The sequence below is a fragment of the Saprospira grandis genome, assembly GCF_027594745.1.
GTDB classification, from domain to species: domain Bacteria; phylum Bacteroidota; class Bacteroidia; order Chitinophagales; family Saprospiraceae; genus Saprospira; species Saprospira grandis.
Genome location: NZ_CP110854.1, coordinates 2,678,431 through 2,699,133, shown reverse-complemented (window position 1 = coordinate 2,699,133; position 20,703 = coordinate 2,678,431). Strand labels below are relative to the sequence as shown.

The following is a 20,703-nucleotide window of genomic DNA, read 5'->3' as shown; positions in this document are numbered from 1 at the left end:
AAGGAAGTGGATGCTTCAAATTAGGCATAAGAGACACTTCTGGCCTGACCGTAATTCAAGAAGCTAAAAATGGAGAGTATCAATTTATTGAGATGACTACGAAAGGACTTCAAGAGGAAGTCTTGGAGAAGTTAGGCCTTAGTATGCAGGATATAGCTGGCTTTCAGGTTAGACTAGTTGGCGATGAGTACGGAAATCTAGGTTCCTTAGAGACTAGAATTACAGTTCTTGGATTGCCCTTTTTGATTGGGGTTAGCAAAGATGGCCTTATCGGTAAGTTTGAAAGTCAAATGGCCTATCAAGAAAAAATCCTTCAAAAAAACTATAATGCTAGCCGATTTGATATCTTCTTAAGCTTTGACTATACCAGCTATATAGAATTTGACAATGGCAATAATGTTATCCAGATTCAGAATCTTAGAGTAGGTACACTAACAGGGCGAGATGCTGGGCAGTTTAAGCTCCAAAAGAGCAAAGAGTGCCAACGTTACATTAAAGACATTCCTAAACTATAAGATAACTAAAGCCCAAACTTCCGTTTGGGGCTTTGTTCTTTTTGGGCCAATCCCTGCAGCTTTTGTTTAATTTTAGATGCCGTTTAATCCATGAGGGTTAAAACCCTCATTCATAGCTCATTGCGAAGCAATACCACTATTGCTGTAGGTTTCAACCTAAGTTTAAATTCATGAGGGTTTTAACCCTCATTCATAGTTCATTGCGCAGCAATACCATCTGGCTGTAGGTTTCAACCTACAGTTAAAAAGGGCCGAAGGCCCGCGGCTGAGGGATGGACAGCAGTGGCCGAAGGCCAGACCCAGCCGCCAAAGGCGGCGCAGGGCCGAGCAGACCTGCGAGCTGCGAGACAGCCCGACCCGCCCGATAATTCATGAGGGTTTCAACCCTCATTTTGTATAGCTTCGCAAAGCGATACCGCTTTGCGCTGGGTTTTAACCTAGCGGAAGGGGCAGCCCCAAAAAAAACTCCCCTTACAGCAAAACACTGCAAGGGGAGCTCTCTTTTTATTGGGCGAATAAGTTAGCGCAAAAGCGTCACTTGGCCACGGAGCACAACGGGCTCGCTATCTTGTGGGCGTTGGTAGCTAATGAGATAAATATAGACATCGCGGGCCTGTACAGTTCCCTCAATGGTTCCATCCCAAACGGGGTTATCGGCATTGTCATAGACCAATTGGCCCCAGCGGTTATAAATCTTGAACTCATCCACATAGGCGGCATCTAGATAGAGGGCGCGGAAACTGGGGTTGATATTATCGCCATTGGGCGTAAAGGCCGAAGGTACGGCAGGCTCTGGCAATTCGGTAATTTCTAGCGTAAGTGTTTCGCTGAGCGTACAGTTGTTGGCCGTAGCGCTAACGGTAATGGTATAATTTCCTACGCTCAAGCCGCTTAGTTCGATATCGCTAAGGGTATCGGAGCTGAGGTTTAGGCCGCCTGCTGGGCTGTAGGTCCAGCTATAGCTTACGCCAGCTTCATTAGCGCCAGTAGTAGCGGGAATAGTCAGGCCCAAATCCATGGCCGTATCTTGTTGGTTGCTATAACCTAGGCTAGGATTAAGTGCGGGAGGCGTGGCAGCAGCCAGTTGAGCCGTAGCTGTTGTTTGGCAGGCATTCGCATCATTGATCGTCACGCTATAGCTTCCTGCGCTCAATCCGCTAAGGTCTTCTGTGGTAGAGCCATCAGACCAAAGGAAAGTGTAGGGAGCAGTTCCGCCCTGGGGGCTAAGATCAATCTGGCCATCATTGAGGGCGCAGCTTTCATCTTGGCTACTGCTGCTAGCGGTAAGTAGAGTAGGATCTTGCAAAACAGCCGACAAAGTATCGGTACAGCCGTTGCCATCGGTAACGGTAAGGGCATAAGTGCCAGCGGCCAAAGCGCTAAGGTCTTCGGTGGTGGCGGTATTGGACCAAAGGTAGGTGATCAGGGCAATGCCTCCTGTTACCGTCACATCAATTGTTCCGTTAGCATCGCCATTACAAAGGGGCGAAACGGCAGAATCGAGCGCTACGGCAAAGCCAGAAGGCGTATTGAGTTGGTAGCTATCGACCAATTCGCAGCCAGTAGTATCCGTGATGGTCACGCTATAGCTTCCTGCGGCCACATTCGTCAAGTCTTCTGTAACTTCACCATTCGACCAAGCGAAAGTATAGGCATTGGCGCCGCCGCTTACGCTAATGTCGATAGCGCCATCCAAGCTGTTCGGACAGTTGGGGTCGGTCAAGCTAGAAGTGGCCACAATAGCGGTAGGTTCATTGATAGTAGCGCTTACGGTAGCCGTAGTTCCATTACTTTCTGTTACAGTTAGGGTATAAGTACCTCCGGCCAAGCCAGAAAGGTCTTCGGTGGTGTCTCCATTGGACCAAAGGAAGCTTAGGTTTGCGCTTCCGCCAGTATTACAAGCATTGGGCGTCATGGCATTGGTAGCGGCCCAAGTGGTTCCACCATCGGGGTCACGCTGATAGACATCTCCTGAAACGCTAATTGTGGCATAGCTAGCGAGGGGGGGGATAGTTACACTGCCTACACAACCCGTCAAGCCAGAGGTGCTGATAATATCTCCAGGGGTAGGCGTATTATTCACACTGCTCGGACTGCCATAAATCACCCCATCAATAAAGGTTCCGCTGGCGTCATACATAGTAAGGTATTCTCCACCATTGGTAAAAATAAGGTCCTGACAACTTAGTGCTCCTACATCGGCGATACAGTTACAGCCCTCTACATCTAGGTCAAAGGTAGTTCCATTACCAACATGCAAAGGCGAGTTATTATGGCCAATAGTAAACAAGCCATCGGAGGGGACGATACTGCCTGCGGGCAGCGTCAAAATCCAGTCGCCATCGGTCAATACATAACAGCTCAAATCTGTACCTGCGGGAGCGATGAGCTCAATATATTCTTCAGAGAGGGGGTCGCCATTGGCGCCACAACCTGTTCCGTCTCCAGTTCCAGGTCCATCTACTAAAAACTCATTGATTAAAACGGTAGTTGAGCTACAGCTATTAAGGTCTGCCGTGACAAAAACAGCCCCATCGTTATTGCCATTACAGCTCACATCCTGTGTGCTATCTAAGGTAACTGTAAGTTGTGCTACTAGCGGAAAGCTACAGCAGAGGGCGAAGAGGAAACTAATCGTTTGTTTCATTTACTTATTTTTGATATAAAGCTGAAATTTCTCTTTAAGGCCGCAATAATACGAGCATTGTTAGGAATATCCAACCTTTAGGAGTCAACTAAACGTTAATTATAGCGATTTCAAATAGCTCGAAACGGCCTCAACTTGTTCATTAAAAGGCAGTTGAGCATTTACCCAATGTACATCTTTTTCCTTGCGCAACCAGCTCATTTGTCGCTTGGCATAGCGGCGGCTATTGCGCTGAATCAGGCGAATGACTTCGGCCCGATCAATTTGGCCCTCAAAATACGGCCACCACTCCTGATAACCTACTGTTTTTAAGGACAATAACGCTCTTTTTGGGTACAAGGCCTTGGCTTCAGCCTCTAGGCCCTGCTCTAACATCAGCAAAACTCTGCGGTCTATTCGCTCATAGAGCTGTTCTCTGGGCCAATCTAAGGCAACCTTTATGACTTTAAACGGACGAACTGCCCGCTTTTGCTGCCTAAAGCTACTATAAGGCCTGTTCGTGGCCCGACAAATCTCTAGGGCCCGAACTAATCTTCTCGGGTTCTGCCGATCTACTTCTTGATAATATTGAGGGTCTTTTTCGGCTAGTTCTTGCTGCAAAGCGTCCAAGCCTTTTTCGGCCAATTCGGCCTCTAGTTCTTCTCGAACAGCTGCGGGCACATCTGGAAATTCATCTAGGCCCTCTGCCGTAACCCGAGCAAACAATCCCGAGCCGCCCAATTGTATAGCCAGCTCTTTTTGCTCAAAATAATTGGCCAAAGCGGCCAAAATATCCTGCTCATAATCCCCCACCGTATAGTTGTCCTCTATCGACAAGCTATTGATAAAATGATGCGGGGCCGCGGCCAGTTCTTCCGCATCTGGCTTGGCCGTTCCGATCTCCATTTCTCGGTAAAATTGCCGAGCATCACAAGAAAATATTTCTGCCCCGCACTTCTGGGCCAAGGCAATGCCCAATGCTGTTTTTCCGCTGGCCGTGGGGCCCAAAATTTGCAATAATTGCGACACTATTCCGCTGTTTTAGGCCAAAATGACCACATCCTTCAAGTATTCTTCTCCCAAATGCCGATTCAGCAATTCCAAGAGTTTGGCCTTGCCATAAAGCAGCTCCTGACGCAAGGGCGCAGAGCGCATGCGCACAAATAATTTGCGCCTTTTTACAAAAATAGATTGTGTGTGCTCCGCAATCATTGGCCCCATTTGCTGCTCCCAGTAGTTCCGAATCTGAAACTCCCGCATCTTGTCACTCAGGCCATATACTTGCAACATTTTGCCCAGTACATTCCCAAAATTATCGTCATTTGACTTGCGATAGGGCAAGCTATTGTGTAGGTCTTCCAATGATTTCATAGGCTGCTGTTTATGCTTCTAATCGGCTGAAAGACAAAAGTAATACATTTTTCACGGCTTTCTGCTATTGGATTTTTAACCTTTTTTTCTATGCTGCTGTTTGTTTTTTGGGGCCTCAGCTGCGGCTTCGCCTTGCTGCGCTACGTTTCAGGGCTCGCAGGTCTGCTCGGCCCTTCAGCGCTGCGCGCTTCGGTCTGGCCTTCGGCCCCCCTTTCACATCGCTAGGCCGATGCTGTAGGTCGAAACCTACAGCAAGAGCGGTATGGCTTCGCCATGATATATATGCATGAGGGTTAAAACCCTCATGCAATTAACCTCTCGGCCCTCCTCGATCAATATTCCTCTTATTTTCAAACCTTGCACATCCCCCCTGCTTATGTTTCCTCCTTTTTTGCTTGTTTTTGCCCTCTTTTTTCTCTGCTTTAGCCCCATTTCGGCCCAACAGCTAATCATTCAGCTAGAGTCGGCCAAAAAAGTAGAGGGCCAAATCTATTATGCGCTGTATAATAGCGCCCAAAGCTTTCAGAAAGAGCCTTTGGCCTTCCGAAAAGCGGCTTTGCCCCTCAAAAAACTGCCTTTGAGCATATCGCTGGCGCCCCTGCCGCCGGGCCAATATGCCCTAGCCTTTTTTCAAGATCTCAATGGCAATGGTCGGCTAGACCTTAACTTTTTTGGTATTCCTACAGAGCCCTATGGCTTTTCTAATGACCCCAAAATTTTGGCTGGACCGCCCAGCTTTAAGGCGGCCAGCTTTAGCTTGGGGCCCAAAGAAAATAAATCGATTAGGATCCGGCTAAAAAATGAGTAAAGGAAATCTTTTTAAGGCTCATCTTTTTTGTAAAAAAAGCTCTAGAGATACTTATGAGAGTTGGTACTTCCCTAATAAGAGTTAAAGAGCGTACTTGTGTAATACTAAACGGCAGGTGAGGCTATTAGCCCCACCTGCCATTTTAGCCTTGGTTTAAAATTCTACTTCACTTTTTTCAAATAAATCAACTTCGTATTCATCAAAAAATTTTTTCCTTCTTGTTTGGATACTTGCTTGATGTGTTGGATACAATCTGTTTTTTAGGACTATATAAGCTTCCAAGGTATGGTTCAAAAAATTAAGGCTGTTATTGTCAAAGTAGTCAATAGTAGCCCCTAATTGATTCCGTGCTTTTTTTAGATTTTTCGACCTGCTTGCTACACTTGTAGCATTAGATTTCAGTTCTACGAAGCAAAACTTTTCATCTGTAAAAGCAATGAAATCACATTTTTGTCCACTATATCCATACCTCCGAGTCAGAAAACAAGCGTCTATTGAAATATGATTGACATCCTTTCCACAAGGATTTTCAACAACTAAACATTCATCTGAATTTATAGTTGTATGTGAACTAGGTACAATATAACTTTGATTTGTTGCTCCATTTTCTGCAATAAGAAATTTGTTTCTACTTTCAACTGACAAGCAGCTATTTGTTCTTGATTGGCCAAATATTCTTCTGATTTCGTTAATCATATCAATCTATTTTTCTCTTTCTTTTACGAGGTTTTAATTTCTTATAGACTTCAAACATATTATCAAATTCATCTCCAACTATTTGTGAGATTTCATCTAAATAATTTTCACCAATCAACTGATTTTCAGAATCAAAAATTGAAATAAATTCCCATTCTTGGCTATTCTTTATTCCATAGGCCTGAAACTTTAAAGGGTCGATAATAGCTGTGTTATCTACCTTAGGTACTTCTATGCCTTTTTCCGGATATTTCTCTTTTAATGACTTTATACCTTTTGCAAAAATCAAATTGTTAATCACGCTTAGAATATAAGGGCTGTGAGTAGTAATGACTATTTGACTGTTAGTGTAACTAACAACCATTGCTATTAACTCAATTAAATTTTTTTGTGCTAATGGATAAAGATGAGCCTCAGGTTCCTCGATTACCCTAAAGACATCCTCTTTATTAAGCAGAATTAAAAATAAATCTTGTAATATCCTAATTGATTCTTGTTGACCTGATGATGCATTATTCAGATGCACATACTTTCTCTTTTTAGTGTCAAAAACAATCTTTTCACCAAATCTATCATGTACATACTTACCTTTAAGTATTTTAAATATAATTTCTTTTGCCTCTTTCAGTACCTTAGAGTAACTTTTATCAATACTATCAAAACCTAACTCTAGGTTAATCAGCGAGTCAAAATCATTATTTTTAAATGTCTCTTTTATTGCCTCTATTTTCCTCAAAAATTCAAGCATTAGGTGAATATCAACAGATTGACTTCTATCATTCCTTGTCCTTTCTTTTTCATTTTCAAGGGATAAATTACCAAAAAAATCCAACTTAAATTGTTCCGTGTAGGTAACAGTAATATTTCTACCAGCAGGGACAAATAAAGAAGGCATACTATCTTCAAACAATTTATCAACTATCTTTTTAAGTTGTTTAAGGTATTTATTTTTAGATTGTTCTATCGCGATTAGCTCATATGTATTTTTTCCAATAGAGGGTTGCTTAATCGCATCGAAAAGGTGGGCTACTTCATCCCCAATTTCCCCATAAAAATTATATCCAAAATCAACATTAAGATACTTACTAGAGTTCAAAGAAAGCTCTATTGTCTTTTCTAGAGTATAAAAATACTTTATCTTAAAAAATGGCAAATGTTTTGTCGACCCAAAAAACCTATAAAACTTTCGTTGAATTTCCTTTATAAACAAAATTCTAATGTCTTCACCACTCCTTAAATTATTGAATATCAACGTAAATAAGTCTTCTTTCAATGATTTAAAAAAATATACTAATTTACTAATTGTACTTTTCCCGCTGGCCTGCTCTCCTATTAAAACAACCATTTGTTTTATTTCAACTTCGGCTTTTTCAAGTGGCCCAAAATTATCTATTTGAATTTTTTGCATAAAATATTTTCATTTTTTACTCCAAAGGTAATTTAGTTTTCTTTTGCTTAGCAATAACGGTTTATATCATGTGGCTGTTTTAGGTTGCCTACAAATATATAAGCATTCCCCTTATTTTTATCTACTCAAATTACCAATCGAATCCCTCCATGCTATCTTCATCTGGGAACAGATTATTCAGTGTTGAGTTAATTATATCATCTGGTGTCTCGAATTCTTCACACAAAGCCTTAAACCTCTTCTTTGATTCATTCAGGTTTTTAAGTCTTTTTTCTAAGTATCGATCCCCACCTAAAACTTCATCAGCCCCTATTTCTAAATTCTCTTTAACCTCATGATATAACTCTTGTAACTTTTCCTCTTCTTCATATGTAAGATTATTATCTTTTGATAACAAAGCTTCCATTTCATCCATTTGCTCATTTGCTATTTTCAAATAGTATCCCATATTTTTCAAGATTTGTGATAAGCATACGTGTTATCAGATTTTCTAAATGCTTCTGCTACTTTATCTGCATCTGCTTGTTCTCCGATAGATACAAGCCAATCATAAGTTGCATGTATCAAAGTATAAGTTCCTCTTTTTCCAACATACTCTGTTCCATAGCTTGTTCTAAAGTTGTTCCAGTTAAGATGTTCAGCTAAGTTTGGACCATCCATTGTCATTCCGTTATCGGTCAAAAAACAGCCCAGCCTCCTTATATACTCTTTCTTATCCATTTTTCATTTCTTTATTGGTATACATAATGTACAATTACACCCCATATCTCAAAATATGCAACTATACTAATTATTTATTATCAGAATTTAAATATACTAAAAAAAAGTAAATCACCCTATAGCCTAGTATTTTTTTATTCCAAAGTAAGGGAGACTTTACAAAAGTGAAATGATTCTATAGCAAGAAGACTTTGCTTTAATTTTGGGCTATTTATCGGCCTAGCGATGTGCAGCAGTGCGGCGCAGCCGCAGACCAAGGCCGTCAGGCCGCAGGGCCGAGCGAACAGCGAGCTGCGGAACGTAGCGCCGCAGCTTTGCTGCGGAGGCCCCAAAAAAACAGCACATAAAAAAACGGTCAGCAGAGCAAGCTCCACTGACCGTTCATCATTTTGGCCGTAATTTATTGGGCCAAAGAGAGGCGTACCGTAACCCCGGCCTTGGTATTAGTGACCGGGAAAGAGGTCGATACCGCGGGGATCGTGCGGTTATAATCATAGAATAATCGGATCGTCAGGCGGTTATTGATGGCATAATCAATAGAAGGCGAAATTCGGATCGTCTTCATTCCGCGAGTAGCGACCGAGTTATTTTGGTCAAGGACGTGATTGACCGTTTTGTCGTCTCGGAAAGAGAAATCGAACTTAATGTCCAGTTCATTTTTAGGAATAGTCTTCCCAAAATCAAAGTCAAAGTTGTTGCTCTTCTTCTTTGTTTTCTTCTTGCCCTTCTTGCGGAAAATATTCAGCTTATCGGGCGTAAAGTTTTTGATGAGCATCCCTAGGCCCACAGTAATTTCAGAAGTTTTGGTTTCTGAGAGTTGGTAATCGACAAAGCTCATCGAGAGGTTTCTCGATTTTTTGTAATTAAAGCGGGCCGAAAGGCCGTTTTTCAGGCGCATATCGAGGCCAATCAGGGGAGAAAACTGCTCGGTAATCACGATATCGGGGATCTCGAAGCTAGAATAATAGTTGAGGCTATTGGGATCTTTTTGCTCGGGATCTTCCTCAAAATCAAGGTCGGTAGCAAAGCTATTGACCGTTAATTTCGACTGATAGCCATGAGTAAGGCTAAAGCTAGAGAAATACTTTTTGAAGAAATCGATTTTCGTTAGTCCGTTGTAAGTCAACTTCCAATTTGGCATAGGCAGAAGTCCGCGAATATCGCCTAGCTTGACGGTATTGGCATCTTGTCCGCCATAGGCGGCCAAGAAAGCGGGGATCAGCACATCTTGTTGGTATCGGCCATAGCCTTCTCGGTAGCCGGCATTATTGGTGGTATCATCGTGCAAATCGGTTACGCCATTAGCATCGCCGATGCGGTTAGAGATGATAATGCGATTATTTTCAAACTCCTCAAAGGTAGCGGAAGAATTGCTGCCGTTGGTTCCGATTTGGTCAAAGGTGGACAAAATGGGGAGATAAGAAATATTCACCGAACCAATTTCCATAGGGTTGAGGTGTTGGAAGCTCCCGCCGATAGTATCCATTTTAAAATTCTCCGAGAAGTTTTCCGTCAGCGTTTTGCTGAGGTCCACATCAATTTTAAAATCGCGGAAAGGTTCTAGGGTAAATTTAGCCGAAATACTTTGGTTATGCGACTGCGTCACCTGTTGGTTGAGGAAAATATTATCGGTCATCCAGCCCGAGCTAGCGGCTTGATCTAGCCAGGCCGTAGTGGCCGTTCGGCCGGTAGGATTGAGTCCAGTAATAAAGTCCCAGCCGGGGGCCAGATTAGCGCCAAAGCTATTGATATCTTGGCCGAGGATAGTATGTTGGCCCATAAAACCGGGGATAGAGGTAGCATAATCCTCTTGATAAGTAATTCGGCCACGGCGAACAAGTAAGAGAGGGCGAATCAGGAGGCGTTCGGCCATAGAGGGTTCTCTTTCCTCCTTATTTTTATCCTCTTTACCGCCTTTTTTATTGGGTTTAGGGCGGTTATTTTTCTTCTTCTTTTTCCGTTTGCTATCAATCTTTTTCAGGTACTTTGATTTAGCGTAAAGCTTAGTAAACTGAAAATCTGCATTGAGTTGTCGGTTGTGGGTATTGCCAATCACATTACCGAGCGAGTCGGTATTGAGGCTAGCCACACTCCAGTTATAATTGCTTTGGTATTGGGCGCGCACCTTAATCCAATCTAGGATTGGAATTTTATTTAGGGGCAGGGCATAAGAGAGCGTCATATTGTGCTGATAGTTCTTATTCCGTCCCAGGTTTTGGATATTTTGCCAAACGCTATCGCGTTTTTCCTCTGTATCTAATCGGCCATAGGGCTCGTCGATCACCGCATTATTGGTGGCCGAGAAATTAAATTTGAGTGATTTGGCAAAGTCCCATTGGAGATTATAGGAGCGGTCCCAGCTAAAGCGCTTATCGTACCAAGTGCTATAGGCATCTTGAGAAAAGCGGTAAGTGGTTTCGGTAAAGTTTCGGCGCATTTCATTGCGGAAACTAAAGCTATTGGGCAAGGGATTGAAATTGAAATCCTGCACTAGGGCTAGCCATTTATTTTTCTTCTTAAAGAGTTTTTTGAAGGGATAAATGGGGCGAAGGCCTGGAGCATAATTATAGTCAATCACGCCACGGTTTTCGATATGCTCTTCTGAGGCGATAATGGGAGAGCGATAATGGTTATTACTTTGGGCGTAGGTAAAGCTAAAGTTCGAGAGATCTGTTGGCAGACGTCTTTTGCCCGTTCTTTCCTTACGCACATTAGTAAAGTTAAAGCTAGAGATGGTTCGGACCTTTTGGGCCTGTTGGCGGATAGAATCACGGGCCGAGGCTGTTGTGGCGGCTCGTAGTTTATCCGTTAAGCGAATATCTAGCTGATAGGGATCGTACTCTGGAGTAAGAATTTCTTGAGAGTACTGCGCATAGAAAGGCACCTTAAGCTTCCATTTTTTCGGGAAGAACTTATCTAGGTTGAAGGTACCTGCCACATCATACTGAATGAGTTGTTCTCGGCTTCTTTGGTTAACCCGCTGTTCAATTTGGCCAAAACCAATTGATTTGAACTGCCCAGAAAGGGTGAGTTGCCCCAAATCGGCCAATTTGATATCGGTACGCATAAGTGCGGCGGTTCCGCCTCGTTCATCAAAACCAGTTAGGCGCAGCTCATTGATCCAAACCTCGCCACAGCGGTTGAGTCCGTCATCCTTCGTATTTCGGATACCCACCATAACGCCCTTTACAACGCCAAGGTCGGGATTACCAATAATTTTCACGCTATTATTGGGCGCATCGGGATCGCTTTCGGTATAAAGTGAGCTAAGCGAAACATTGAGTAAATCTCGCTGAATTTTAAGATTGCGGAGCGCATCTAGGCTAAAATTGAGCTCATTATTTTCCAGCCAAATATCTTCTGGATCGGCAGAACCAAAAGCAGTAGACATTTCTAGCGGAATTTCATACTCATAGTAGTTGTTTTCAAAATCGCTACCTAAGCGAACGAAGAGTTTGAGGTCTCCGGGATCGTTCTCTATGGCGCAATCGGGCAAAGACTCGGCATGTACATACATTTTGAGTCGTTCATAAACCCGCATATCGAAATTGACAATTTTATAAATGGCCCGAGCGTCTCCATCCTTTAGGTTTTGAATATTCATAGAGAGCGACTGCTCATTTTGCAGGGTATTGGGCAGGGCACCAATTGCCTGTTCTCGCTCTACACCAGGAGGCAAGACATAAGGATAAGGCGTTCTTTGGCTGTTTTCCTCAAAATTGACCGCATTCACATCAAAGGCGGTTTCATTGTCATTTTCAGTGGGCAAGTATACACCAGGCTCACGGAGTGCCCGAATATAGCGGCGCCATTGGTTGCGGATGAGGTCCAGACGAGCAAAACGCATGACTGTTTTTTCCTCAAAGCCCGTCATATACATTCTAATAAAGCGGATCGAGCGGAAGTCGCTAATCCCCCCTACTCTTTTGGTATATTGGTCAATTGGAATTTTCAGCTGATACCAATAAACGGTTTCCGTACCATTGGGGCCCTCATAATCTACCCCAACAGAGTCAAAGGTATATTGAGTAAAGGCCATTTCATCGCTACCATTCACGCGATCAATGGGAATGCGATACTGAAAATAAGACTCCTCCTCATTCAAGGTATTATCTCGGTTAATATCCTCAGTATTGGGGATATTGGTAGAGGTAGAAGTGAAAGAAGTATTGTTCCCATCAGGGGTAGAGTTCCCTTGGGGGTTATTAAATCGCTTATAGCGCCAAAGGATGGGGTTCTCTCCGTTGGGAGCCGTATTATTATCGTAAAACTCATCTCTAAAATAGAGGAAGTCATCGCCTGAGGGATCATTGAGTGCTTCTTGGTAAATAGCACTATTGGTCCCATAAATAGCAGCCAAAGAATCTAGATAATCGGCATACTTGATGGCCTCACTAGCATTATCATAGCCATCTAAGCCCACATCCTGCTTGTCGCGGATATCGGGATCATTATCAAAGGCATTTGTAATGGCTTGAGTACGGGGTACTCTAGACCAGTTCGTCTCATCAGTCCGAATAGAAGAAGTACTATCAGCGGGGAGGCCATTTTCAAAGAACAGGCGAGAATCTCGAAGAATATCCTCAGAGACATCTCCCAATTCGATGTAGAGCTCTCCCCCATTGCCGCCATAGCCTTCTTTAAATGGGCTCATGACCCAAACTTCTACAAACTCAATGTTGTTGGCCTCAAAGTCGTTGTTTTGCAAACTACGCATTACCCCACCCCAATGCTTATCAGCCTCAAGGGTATCAAATTGAGCATCAAAGTTATAGGGGCCTCTTTCCTTAGGGTAATAAGCCAAGTCAAAGGTCCGTAAAAGCGTACTTTGAATAGCTGAGACGGTAAAGTTTCTAAAGATTTCATCCTGACGGAACTGTCGGACATAAACACTTTTGGCCTCATCTGCCGTCACATTATCTGGCGGATTGCTAATGAGGTCGGGATCTAGTTGGTACCAAGCAATTCTTGCCCGATTCTTATTGTAAGGCAGGCTATCAATGAGGTTAGCTTCTGCAAAAAGGTCGTTGCCATCTCCACGAGGAGTAGAGGCCAACTGCCAATTTAGACTAGGAATGGTGAGGTTGAAGTTACTGGCCGCTCCCTCAAAGTCATCCAAAAAGACGACCCCGCCATCATCATTGGCCTGATCAATTACAGAAGGTGAGCCCGGTAGTAAATGCGCAAATTCCCCACTAAAAGTAATAGAAGAAGCTTCTTTGGTCGAGATCAAAGGTAGAAAATCCACCGCCTTGGTCAACCAAGGCAATTCGCTACTATATTGTACATCAAAACCATAAATACTATTGGCAATAGGGTCATCGCCATAGTTTACTTTTTGGGTAAAGGGCCGCTCCGACAAATGCAAGAAGGTCCCTCCAATGTTAAAGTTCTTATTGATAAAGTAGTCAAACCTTGTCCCAAAGAAAGATTGTCGATTAAACCCAAAGGTCGAGTTGTCCTCAAAGGCTACCCGAATGGGCTGCCCAGAGTTCAAGTAGGCCTCATTCAATATTTTAATTCGGCCCAGATTATAATCAATCGAGTAGTCGCTGCCCTCGGTCAAAACCGCTCCACCAGCAGAAACCACAACCGATCCTCTAGGAATATTGAATCCCCCTAAAGAAATCTCTGATGATACAGAGGACTTATAGCTTCCTCGAATGATAAAACGGTTGAACTCCGGAAATTCTCTGGCCCGAGTAACCGTAGAGTCATAGAGCTGTGGATAGACATAGCGCTGCGCCAAGTTGCTCAAGCTGCTGGGGTCATCTGGATCCGATAAAAAGGCCCGCTCCAATGAACTCCCAAAAGGCTCTAGGACGGGGAAGATTACCCGACCATTCTGTGGCAAAATGGTCAATCCTGGCACATAGTCAAATTGACCATCAGGCATAGGGTCGCCCTGACGGTTGAGGTTGTCTAAGTTCAGAAGACGCAATAAGGGAACAGAAGATACAGGCCCTTCTGGAATAAAGCGCTTCTCCCCTCCCCCGGGGTCCTGATAAAATACATCCAAGCGAAAGTCTTCACTATTGACCTGATAAGCCCCCAAAGAATAAATATTCTTCATCATCAAATCCCAAATCGGTAGGTCCACTCGGGTCCGTACGCCCTTGAGCAATTTGAGGTGCATCACGTTCAAAGTATCCGCATCAATAGGCAAATCCTGAGCAAATTCCCCCACCTGATAGGTCTTTCCATTATAGGTATACTGATAAGCCACCGCAATCACATCCGTAGGCTTTACCGATACATTTAAAGAGAGAAAACCCAATTGTGGATGAAAACTATACTCTGTAGCCGATAGTTTACGAGCTCTAATTTTAGAAAAGTCCTTGGCATCGGTCATATTGAAGCCCGTCTGCAATTCAGAAACTGCCGTTTGCAAGCCCCTTGCCCGCTCACTGTTCAAGAGCTCATCATAAAGGGTGTTGGCATAGTTGTCTGGCAAGCGACGGCCATAGAGATCGCGGCCCTGCTCTGTTGCCCCATTCAAGCGGTTGGCATTGAGCATTACATCCGCATCGGTTTCTCCTAGGTCGGCATAGGCCACAATATCTCGAACGCCCTCGGTCACATTTCGGTCGTTGGTTACCCAAACTTCCATTTTGGTGATGTTGAACAAGCTATTGATTTGTGGCAGGTTTTGCATGTTCCCCTCATAGGTATTGCGGTTATAATGAGAAAGGAAAAAGTGGCGATTCTCATCATAATTATCTGCGGTTACCTCAAAGTTTTGCTGCTGCGCCCCTCCCTGAATAGAGATTTCCTTGCGCTGTGTCTGGCTCTGAGAAGCCACCATAGAAACCGTCAAGCGACCAAACTGCAATTCGGTCATAAAACCAAAGAGGTTTTGCCGCCCCTGAATCAAAGAGGTCCGCAAGGGGAAACTCACATTACCCGCATCAATTTTGCGCACAATATCATCCTCCGAACAAGGCGTATCGGTGAGGTATTGTACCTTAATCTGCCGGTCAAAGTCAAAGGTGGCTTGGGTGTTATAGTTAAAGGAGAGCTGTAGTTTCTCCCCAATCTTCCCCACCACATTGAGCTGCATGTTCATATCAAAGTCAAAGCCACCCTGACGTTGCTGCCGCTCGGTCAAAATAGGGTTGGCAATGCGCTGAAAATCGGCCCCAAAGGTCAAGTCAATATTTCCCTGTGGACGCACATCGAAGTTGCTGCCACAAAACAAGCGATCCACCAAGCTGTTTTTAATTCGCTCTTTATAGGGCTCAATAGGGTCTTCTCCCGCCTGCTGACGGTCCATCAGGTAGAGGTCCTGAAAATAGTTTTGGTCCTCTTCTTTGGCCCGCCACTCTAGGTATTCTTCTAGGGTCATATAAACGGGCGGACGATAATTGCTGCCATTGATCGTTTCGGTCAAAACATAAAGGCCCGAACGAGGATCATAGGTCACTTTTTTATCAATGGCCTTAGGGTCTTTAAGGTCAAAGGGGTTGTTGCTCCGATCACGGACAAAGTCGCCAAAGCGCTCGCTAATCGGTGGCAAACTATCCGCTGTCGGATAGCTCGGAATATCTGGCCCTAATGGCCAATCTGGACCAGCCGACAGGCTCGGCCCATAAAAATGAGGTCCATTGGCCCCCATTGTTTGCGATACACAAAGAAAGAACAGCAGTAGCTGCAAAGCTGCAGTTTTCGCATTCATAAGGATAGCGTCTATTGATTCTGCTGGCCAAAAAGCCAGTATAAAGGAGATAGAGGGAAGATAGTAACGAAGGGGAAAGCCGTCTAGTACCAAAGCATTTTGCCCGTTTTTTATCCAAGAGGAGGTCTAGCCTAGCGATGTGGAGCAGTGCGGCGTAGCCGCAGACCAAGGCCGTCAGGCCGCAGGGCCGAGCAGACCTGCGAGCTGCGAAACGTAGCGCCGACGACCGAAGGGAGGCGGAGGCCCCAAAAAATATTCATAATACTTTGGGCAGTACATAAAATAATGCCTTCATTCCTATCTAAAAATTGGGTAAAATTGCTATCGAATAATACTAGATTTTAAGTCATTTGAGCCAAGGCTAACTTGATGAGTTGCCCCACATCTTGCATCTCTGGCTCCGTTTTGAGAATTTTGTTCAGCACTTTTTGTGCCTTTATTTTATTAAAGCCCAAGGCCAAAAGCGCATCCAATGCCTCCGAACGAATAGGGTTCTCCCCCACCGTTTGGCCCTGAATAGAAGCCGCAATGGCCTCGCTCACCGCGCCGCTTTCTTTGAGCAATTTGTCTTTGAGCTCCAAAATGATCCGCTTGGCCGATTTTGGTCCAATTCCCTTGGCCGACTTTAAAACCGCCACGTTTTCAGCAATAATTGCCCCCCGAATTTCTTTGGCCGACATAGCCGATAATAAGACCCGAGCCGTATTGGCCCCCACTCCAGATACCGAAATCAACTGCTCAAATAGTTGCAGCTCCTCCGCTGTAGCAAAGCCATATAAGGCCTCCTGATCTTCTTTTACCAAATGATGCGTGAGCAGCTTGGCCTCATCTAAGGCCTGCACCGCCTGATAGGTCTGCAAACTGATGTGAAGACGATATCCCACGCCAGCAACATCCATAATCAATTCTGTAGGGCTCTTATATACGAGCTTACCATGCAAGTAGGCAATCATAATTTCCTTTAGATAACGATAACAAAAGGCAAAACGTGGGCACTCTAGCCCATTTGTCTGCCTTTAGATGCAAAAAAGCCCTAAAATAGGGCTAATCAATCGGGTTTACAAGTCGCTAAGATACAATAGATTTTTGCGAACTTGCAAAAATGCCAAGCTCTCCCTGCTTTTTTACTAACTGTTTCTTAATTTTTTGGGGCTGCCCCGCCCTGCAGGCGGGTCGGGCCATTGCGCAGCTCGCAGGTCTGCTCGGCCCTTCGGCGGCAAGCCGCCTCGGTCTGCCGCCTGCGGCGGCCCTGCTACAGCCCCTCAGCCGCGGGCCTTCGGCCCTTTTTACAACAGAAGATTTTCCATTGGCCCAAAGAATAAAGGCCCAAAACCTAAGTTTTGGGCCTTTAAACTAGTCCTTAGTAGTCATCAAAACGAGTTTTGTTCACCGGCAATTTAAGGAAGCCCAATGAACCCGGACGCACCTGCACAAAGAAGTTCCAGGTCCGCTGCTCCGGCTGCCAACGCATGCCCATTTCCCAACAATGCAAGGATCGACTAAACCCAAAGTCCGGATAAGTAATCCGCTTTTTGTCAAAATCATAGCCCATTCTGTAAATCCGAATGTCCCAGTTTTTAGATAAGCGAAAAGCTCCCGACATAGATAGCTCGTTGGCCGTAAATTGCAAACTATCTACCCCCTCTATATAAGACCGATTAAATCTGAGGTTGTAGTTCAAACTCAATTGCTGAAGAATGTCAAAGGATTTGGCCTCTTCTTCTTTCTTTGTCTTCGATTTATACGGATCCGAAAATAATTGCTTGAGGGAGTTGGGGTTGATTTGCGTACTCAAGGCCAAGGCCCCAGAAGTGAAACGAGCCAAACGACCGTTTTTGGTCCACTCTAAGGTGTTTAGACGCGTATTCGTATTCTGATCGGCAATGTAGGGATCAAAAACCATGGAAAAGGTAGCATTGACCATCTTAAATAAGGTGGTGTTGGCGTTCAAGTTGATGGTGGACCAACGCAGACTGTCCGCCGCAAAGTTGTAGTTCCCCGATACATTCAGGTTGTTCAAGATCGGAAATTTGTTGCTCTTCTGTTGGCTGGTGTCTCGACGAGATGGCTTGAACTTTCCCTCTATCCGACTATTCAAACTATAGGTCAATAGGGCCTGCTCCCCACCCGTAGGCACAGCATCAAAACGACGGTAGGTCGTCAAGCGATCCGGATAACGCGTATCGGTTTGTACCTCGCCATAGTAGCCCCAAAAATCACTTTGGTAGTCGGGCCGCCAACTTAAGCCAACATTGGGGCGAATAACCGCCCGCACTTTTTCTAAACGACCAATATTATAGGTCCCCGTGGCAAAAAGCTGCGTACTCATGTTTACCCCCGCACTAAAGTTCCGTACCGCATTAAAACCATAGTCTCTAAATGTGTTTAAGGTCCCAAAGGTAGTATCCGCATCAATATTCGAGATGATTGTCGGGTCGTCCTCATCAAAGGTGGTATCGGCAGAGATGACTAAAGTGGGGTCAAAACTTTGCTCATTGGAGTAGAAGTACCAGCTCTCCTGATAAGAAATATTGGGCTGTACATTGATGTATTTAAATAATTTGAGCGATAAATTGACTCTGGGCGAATGCACCACCGAATATTTGGCCTCTTCCATAGCATCCGCCAAACCATCTGCAGAAAAAAGCAAGCTATCCGCAATCTGAAAGCTGTTGTTGGCCGTGGCCGAATAAGAAAAGCCGATCCGCTCGTACCAACGCTGTTTACCTAACTGAATCTTCCGCTGAAATGGGTAGATTTGGTTCATGGTCAAGGTGGTTTGCGGAGCCGTAATGTTCATGGTATTGCTGTTGGTGTTCTGCGAGTGACGGGCAGCAATGGCCAAAGAAAAAGGGGTTCCCAAAAAGCGTTTGTTATAGGAAATACTCGATTGTAAGGTAGATTGTAAGGTCAAATTGGCCGAGGGCTCGGTGTTTCTAAAGTAATCCGAGGTTCCTAAGTTGACACTGGCCGCAAAGCTTTGGCTGGGGTGGGCCTTGGCATCCTGCTGATGGGTCCAGCTAATGTTAAAGTCTTTGAGCAAGCTATAATCTGGCGTGCCTGGCTCGTCCTCTACGGTCCGCGCATAGCTAATGCGCAAAGCTCCAGAGGCCTTATAACGCATTTTATAATTGGATTCCAAATTTACTCTAAAGGTCCCCCGAGTATAAAAGTCCCCCGTTAGTTTGAGGTCCATTTGGTCACTAATCACCTGATAGTAGCCAATTTCTCGAATCCCCGCGCCCCAGTTTGGCGAAAAATCAATGTTTGTGCTCAAGATCAAGCCCGATTTTCGGCTGCTGGTAATCGGAAAAAAGCCAAAGGGCAGGGCTAAAGGGGTCGGACTCCCCATAATTTCAATAAAGGAAGGGCCCACCACAATCAATTTACCCGGAATCACCTTGGCCCGACTACTTCTCAGGCCAAAATGCGGATGCTTGTGGTCGCAGGTGGTGTAGGTGCAGCCTCCCGCATATAAAACGTCACTACTGGCCGTACTATCTCCCGATTTGCTAATGAATTTAGTGGCTTTTGACAGAAAATAACCGTCGCCTTGCTCGGTGCTGGTATCAAAGACTTTCCCTTTTTTGGTCTTAAAGTTATACATGATTTTCTTGGCCTCAAACTTTTGGTTGCCATCCGAAAAGTAGGGCATTTCTCGAATCCCAGAGGGCTCTGTACTATCCGGAAAACCCTGGGCCGTAGCAATTGAGGTCAAAAAATCGACCTCAATATAGCCCGCCTTGAGCTGATAGCGGCCATAGTTGATCTCTGCCGAGCCATAGAGGTAAATCTTCTGGTTCATGAGGTCATAAATAGTCGAGTCCTTGGCATCGTATTGCACAGGAGAATCTAGAGAATCTGGATTAAAGACAATGGGCGGCAGACTATCGACCTGATTCAAGAGCAAGCTGTCGGTCCCGCTGCTATCTATGGCCGCAAGGGCCATTTGGCTCGTATCGCTAGGCGGCAAACTATCTAGAGCGGGGGCATCGACGAGCTGATCAGTTTCCTTTTTTTGGCCTCCTCTAGCCTTGGGGTCTCTGCTGGGCAGTTGATCAATCCCTTCATCGCTAGCCGCTATTGTCGTATCGCTTTTTGGCAGTTGGGCCGCAGCCGCTTTGCGGGCCTTTTTTTCTGCTCGAAGGGCTTTGCGGGCCTTTTTGGCCTGGGGCGTATAATAGGGGTATCGGCAGGCCGACTGCCCCAAAAGGAGCAAAATGACGGCAGAAAAAAGGAGACTTTTTATCAATGCTTGCATAGCTATTATTCTATTCTGATCTTTTTGGGGCTTGCCCGCCCGAAGGGCGGGCCGGGCTGTGTCGCAGCTCGCAGGTCTGCTCGGCCCTTCGGCGCTGCGCGCCTCGGTCTGGCCTGCGGCCACTGCTGTCCATCCCTAAGCCGTTTTGGCCTGCGGCCAAAGGGGCAAAGCCCCTTCATTTGGCCCTATAATTATAGACGTAGACCAAGGCAAAGGCGTTGGCCCCGCAAAAATCCTACTTTTTAGGCCAAAGCCCCAAGTTTTTGCATAGAATGTTAGAAAATATACGTCTAGCAGGCGGCAAAGCCGCCGCAAAGGAGCGCAGCGACGCGGCAATAGCCAGATTTAAACGCACTCACTTTTATAGTTTGCAGCAATTTCCCGCTAGTCGGCCCTATTTTCCTCGGCCATAGCGAAGGCTATGCCCTTAAAAAATAGCTGGCCTAGCAGAAAATTCATAGCAAACCATGGCCAAAGCAGCGCGATTAAATCTGGCTGAGGGATGGAAAGTGGGGCGGCGCAGCCGCAGACCAAGCAAAAATGCTTTGCATTTTTTGCGCAGGGCCGAGCGAATAGCGAGCCACGACACAGCCCGACCCGGCCAAAGGCCGGGGCAGCCCCAA

At 45.0% G+C, this 20,703-nt stretch carries 12 protein-coding genes; 2 read left to right on the top strand and 10 right to left on the bottom strand.

Translation table 11 applies throughout. The features are described from left to right. Positions 1–92: 92 nt before the first annotated feature. On the top strand, positions 93–515 hold the full coding sequence (locus OP864_RS10715) for a hypothetical protein (RefSeq protein WP_270098186.1): 423 nt from the start codon (positions 93–95) through the stop codon (positions 513–515). Positions 516–1,035: 520 nt separating this feature from the next. Here OP864_RS10715 and OP864_RS10710 read toward each other — a convergent pair. The 3 genes from OP864_RS10710 to OP864_RS10700 all read right to left on the bottom strand — a co-directional run bounded on the left by OP864_RS10710 (position 1,036) and on the right by OP864_RS10700 (position 4,512). Then, positions 1,036–3,162, bottom strand: a complete 2,127-nt coding sequence (locus OP864_RS10710) for a T9SS type B sorting domain-containing protein (protein ID WP_270098185.1) — start codon at positions 3,160–3,162, stop codon at positions 1,036–1,038. A gap of 99 nt (positions 3,163–3,261) precedes the next feature. Beyond that, entirely contained in the window at positions 3,262–4,170 is a 909-nt protein-coding gene (gene miaA / locus OP864_RS10705; RefSeq protein ID WP_270098184.1) for a tRNA (adenosine(37)-N6)-dimethylallyltransferase MiaA, read from the bottom strand. 12 nt (positions 4,171–4,182) lie between these two features. Continuing rightward, a complete protein-coding gene (locus tag OP864_RS10700; RefSeq protein ID WP_015693012.1) occupies positions 4,183–4,512 on the bottom strand; it encodes a DciA family protein in 330 nt (109 codons plus the stop codon). Positions 4,513–4,888: 376 nt separating this feature from the next. Here OP864_RS10700 and OP864_RS10695 point away from each other — a divergent pair, with 376 nt between their 5' ends. Further along, positions 4,889–5,320 (top strand): DUF2141 domain-containing protein, encoded by a 432-nt coding sequence (locus OP864_RS10695; RefSeq protein ID WP_270098183.1) that lies wholly within the window; start codon positions 4,889–4,891, stop codon positions 5,318–5,320. Between the two features lie 153 nt (positions 5,321–5,473). Here OP864_RS10695 and OP864_RS10690 read toward each other — a convergent pair whose 3' ends face one another. From OP864_RS10690 to OP864_RS10660, 7 genes are all read right to left on the bottom strand, one after another. Continuing rightward, positions 5,474–6,016 (bottom strand): hypothetical protein, encoded by a 543-nt coding sequence (locus OP864_RS10690; RefSeq protein ID WP_270098182.1) that lies wholly within the window; start codon positions 6,014–6,016, stop codon positions 5,474–5,476. 1 nt (position 6,017) lies between these two features. Continuing rightward, positions 6,018–7,424: an AAA family ATPase gene (locus OP864_RS10685; protein ID WP_270098181.1), complete on the bottom strand. Its 1,407-nt coding sequence runs from the start codon at positions 7,422–7,424 to the stop codon at positions 6,018–6,020. A gap of 130 nt (positions 7,425–7,554) precedes the next feature. Next, positions 7,555–7,872, bottom strand: coding sequence for a hypothetical protein (locus OP864_RS10680; protein WP_270098180.1), 318 nt, complete (start codon positions 7,870–7,872; stop codon positions 7,555–7,557). 5 nt (positions 7,873–7,877) lie between these two features. Continuing rightward, positions 7,878–8,144: a hypothetical protein gene (locus OP864_RS10675; RefSeq protein WP_270098179.1), complete on the bottom strand. Its 267-nt coding sequence runs from the start codon at positions 8,142–8,144 to the stop codon at positions 7,878–7,880. Positions 8,145–8,544: 400 nt separating this feature from the next. Further along, positions 8,545–15,819, bottom strand: a complete 7,275-nt coding sequence (sov, locus tag OP864_RS10670) for a T9SS outer membrane translocon Sov/SprA (protein ID WP_270098178.1) — start codon at positions 15,817–15,819, stop codon at positions 8,545–8,547. 341 nt (positions 15,820–16,160) lie between these two features. Next, positions 16,161–16,772, bottom strand: coding sequence for a Holliday junction branch migration protein RuvA (gene ruvA, locus OP864_RS10665; RefSeq protein ID WP_270098177.1), 612 nt, complete (start codon positions 16,770–16,772; stop codon positions 16,161–16,163). Positions 16,773–17,179: 407 nt separating this feature from the next. Further along, a complete protein-coding gene (locus tag OP864_RS10660; RefSeq protein WP_270098176.1) occupies positions 17,180–20,080 on the bottom strand; it encodes a putative LPS assembly protein LptD in 2,901 nt (966 codons plus the stop codon). Between the last annotated feature and the right edge of the window lie 623 nt (positions 20,081–20,703).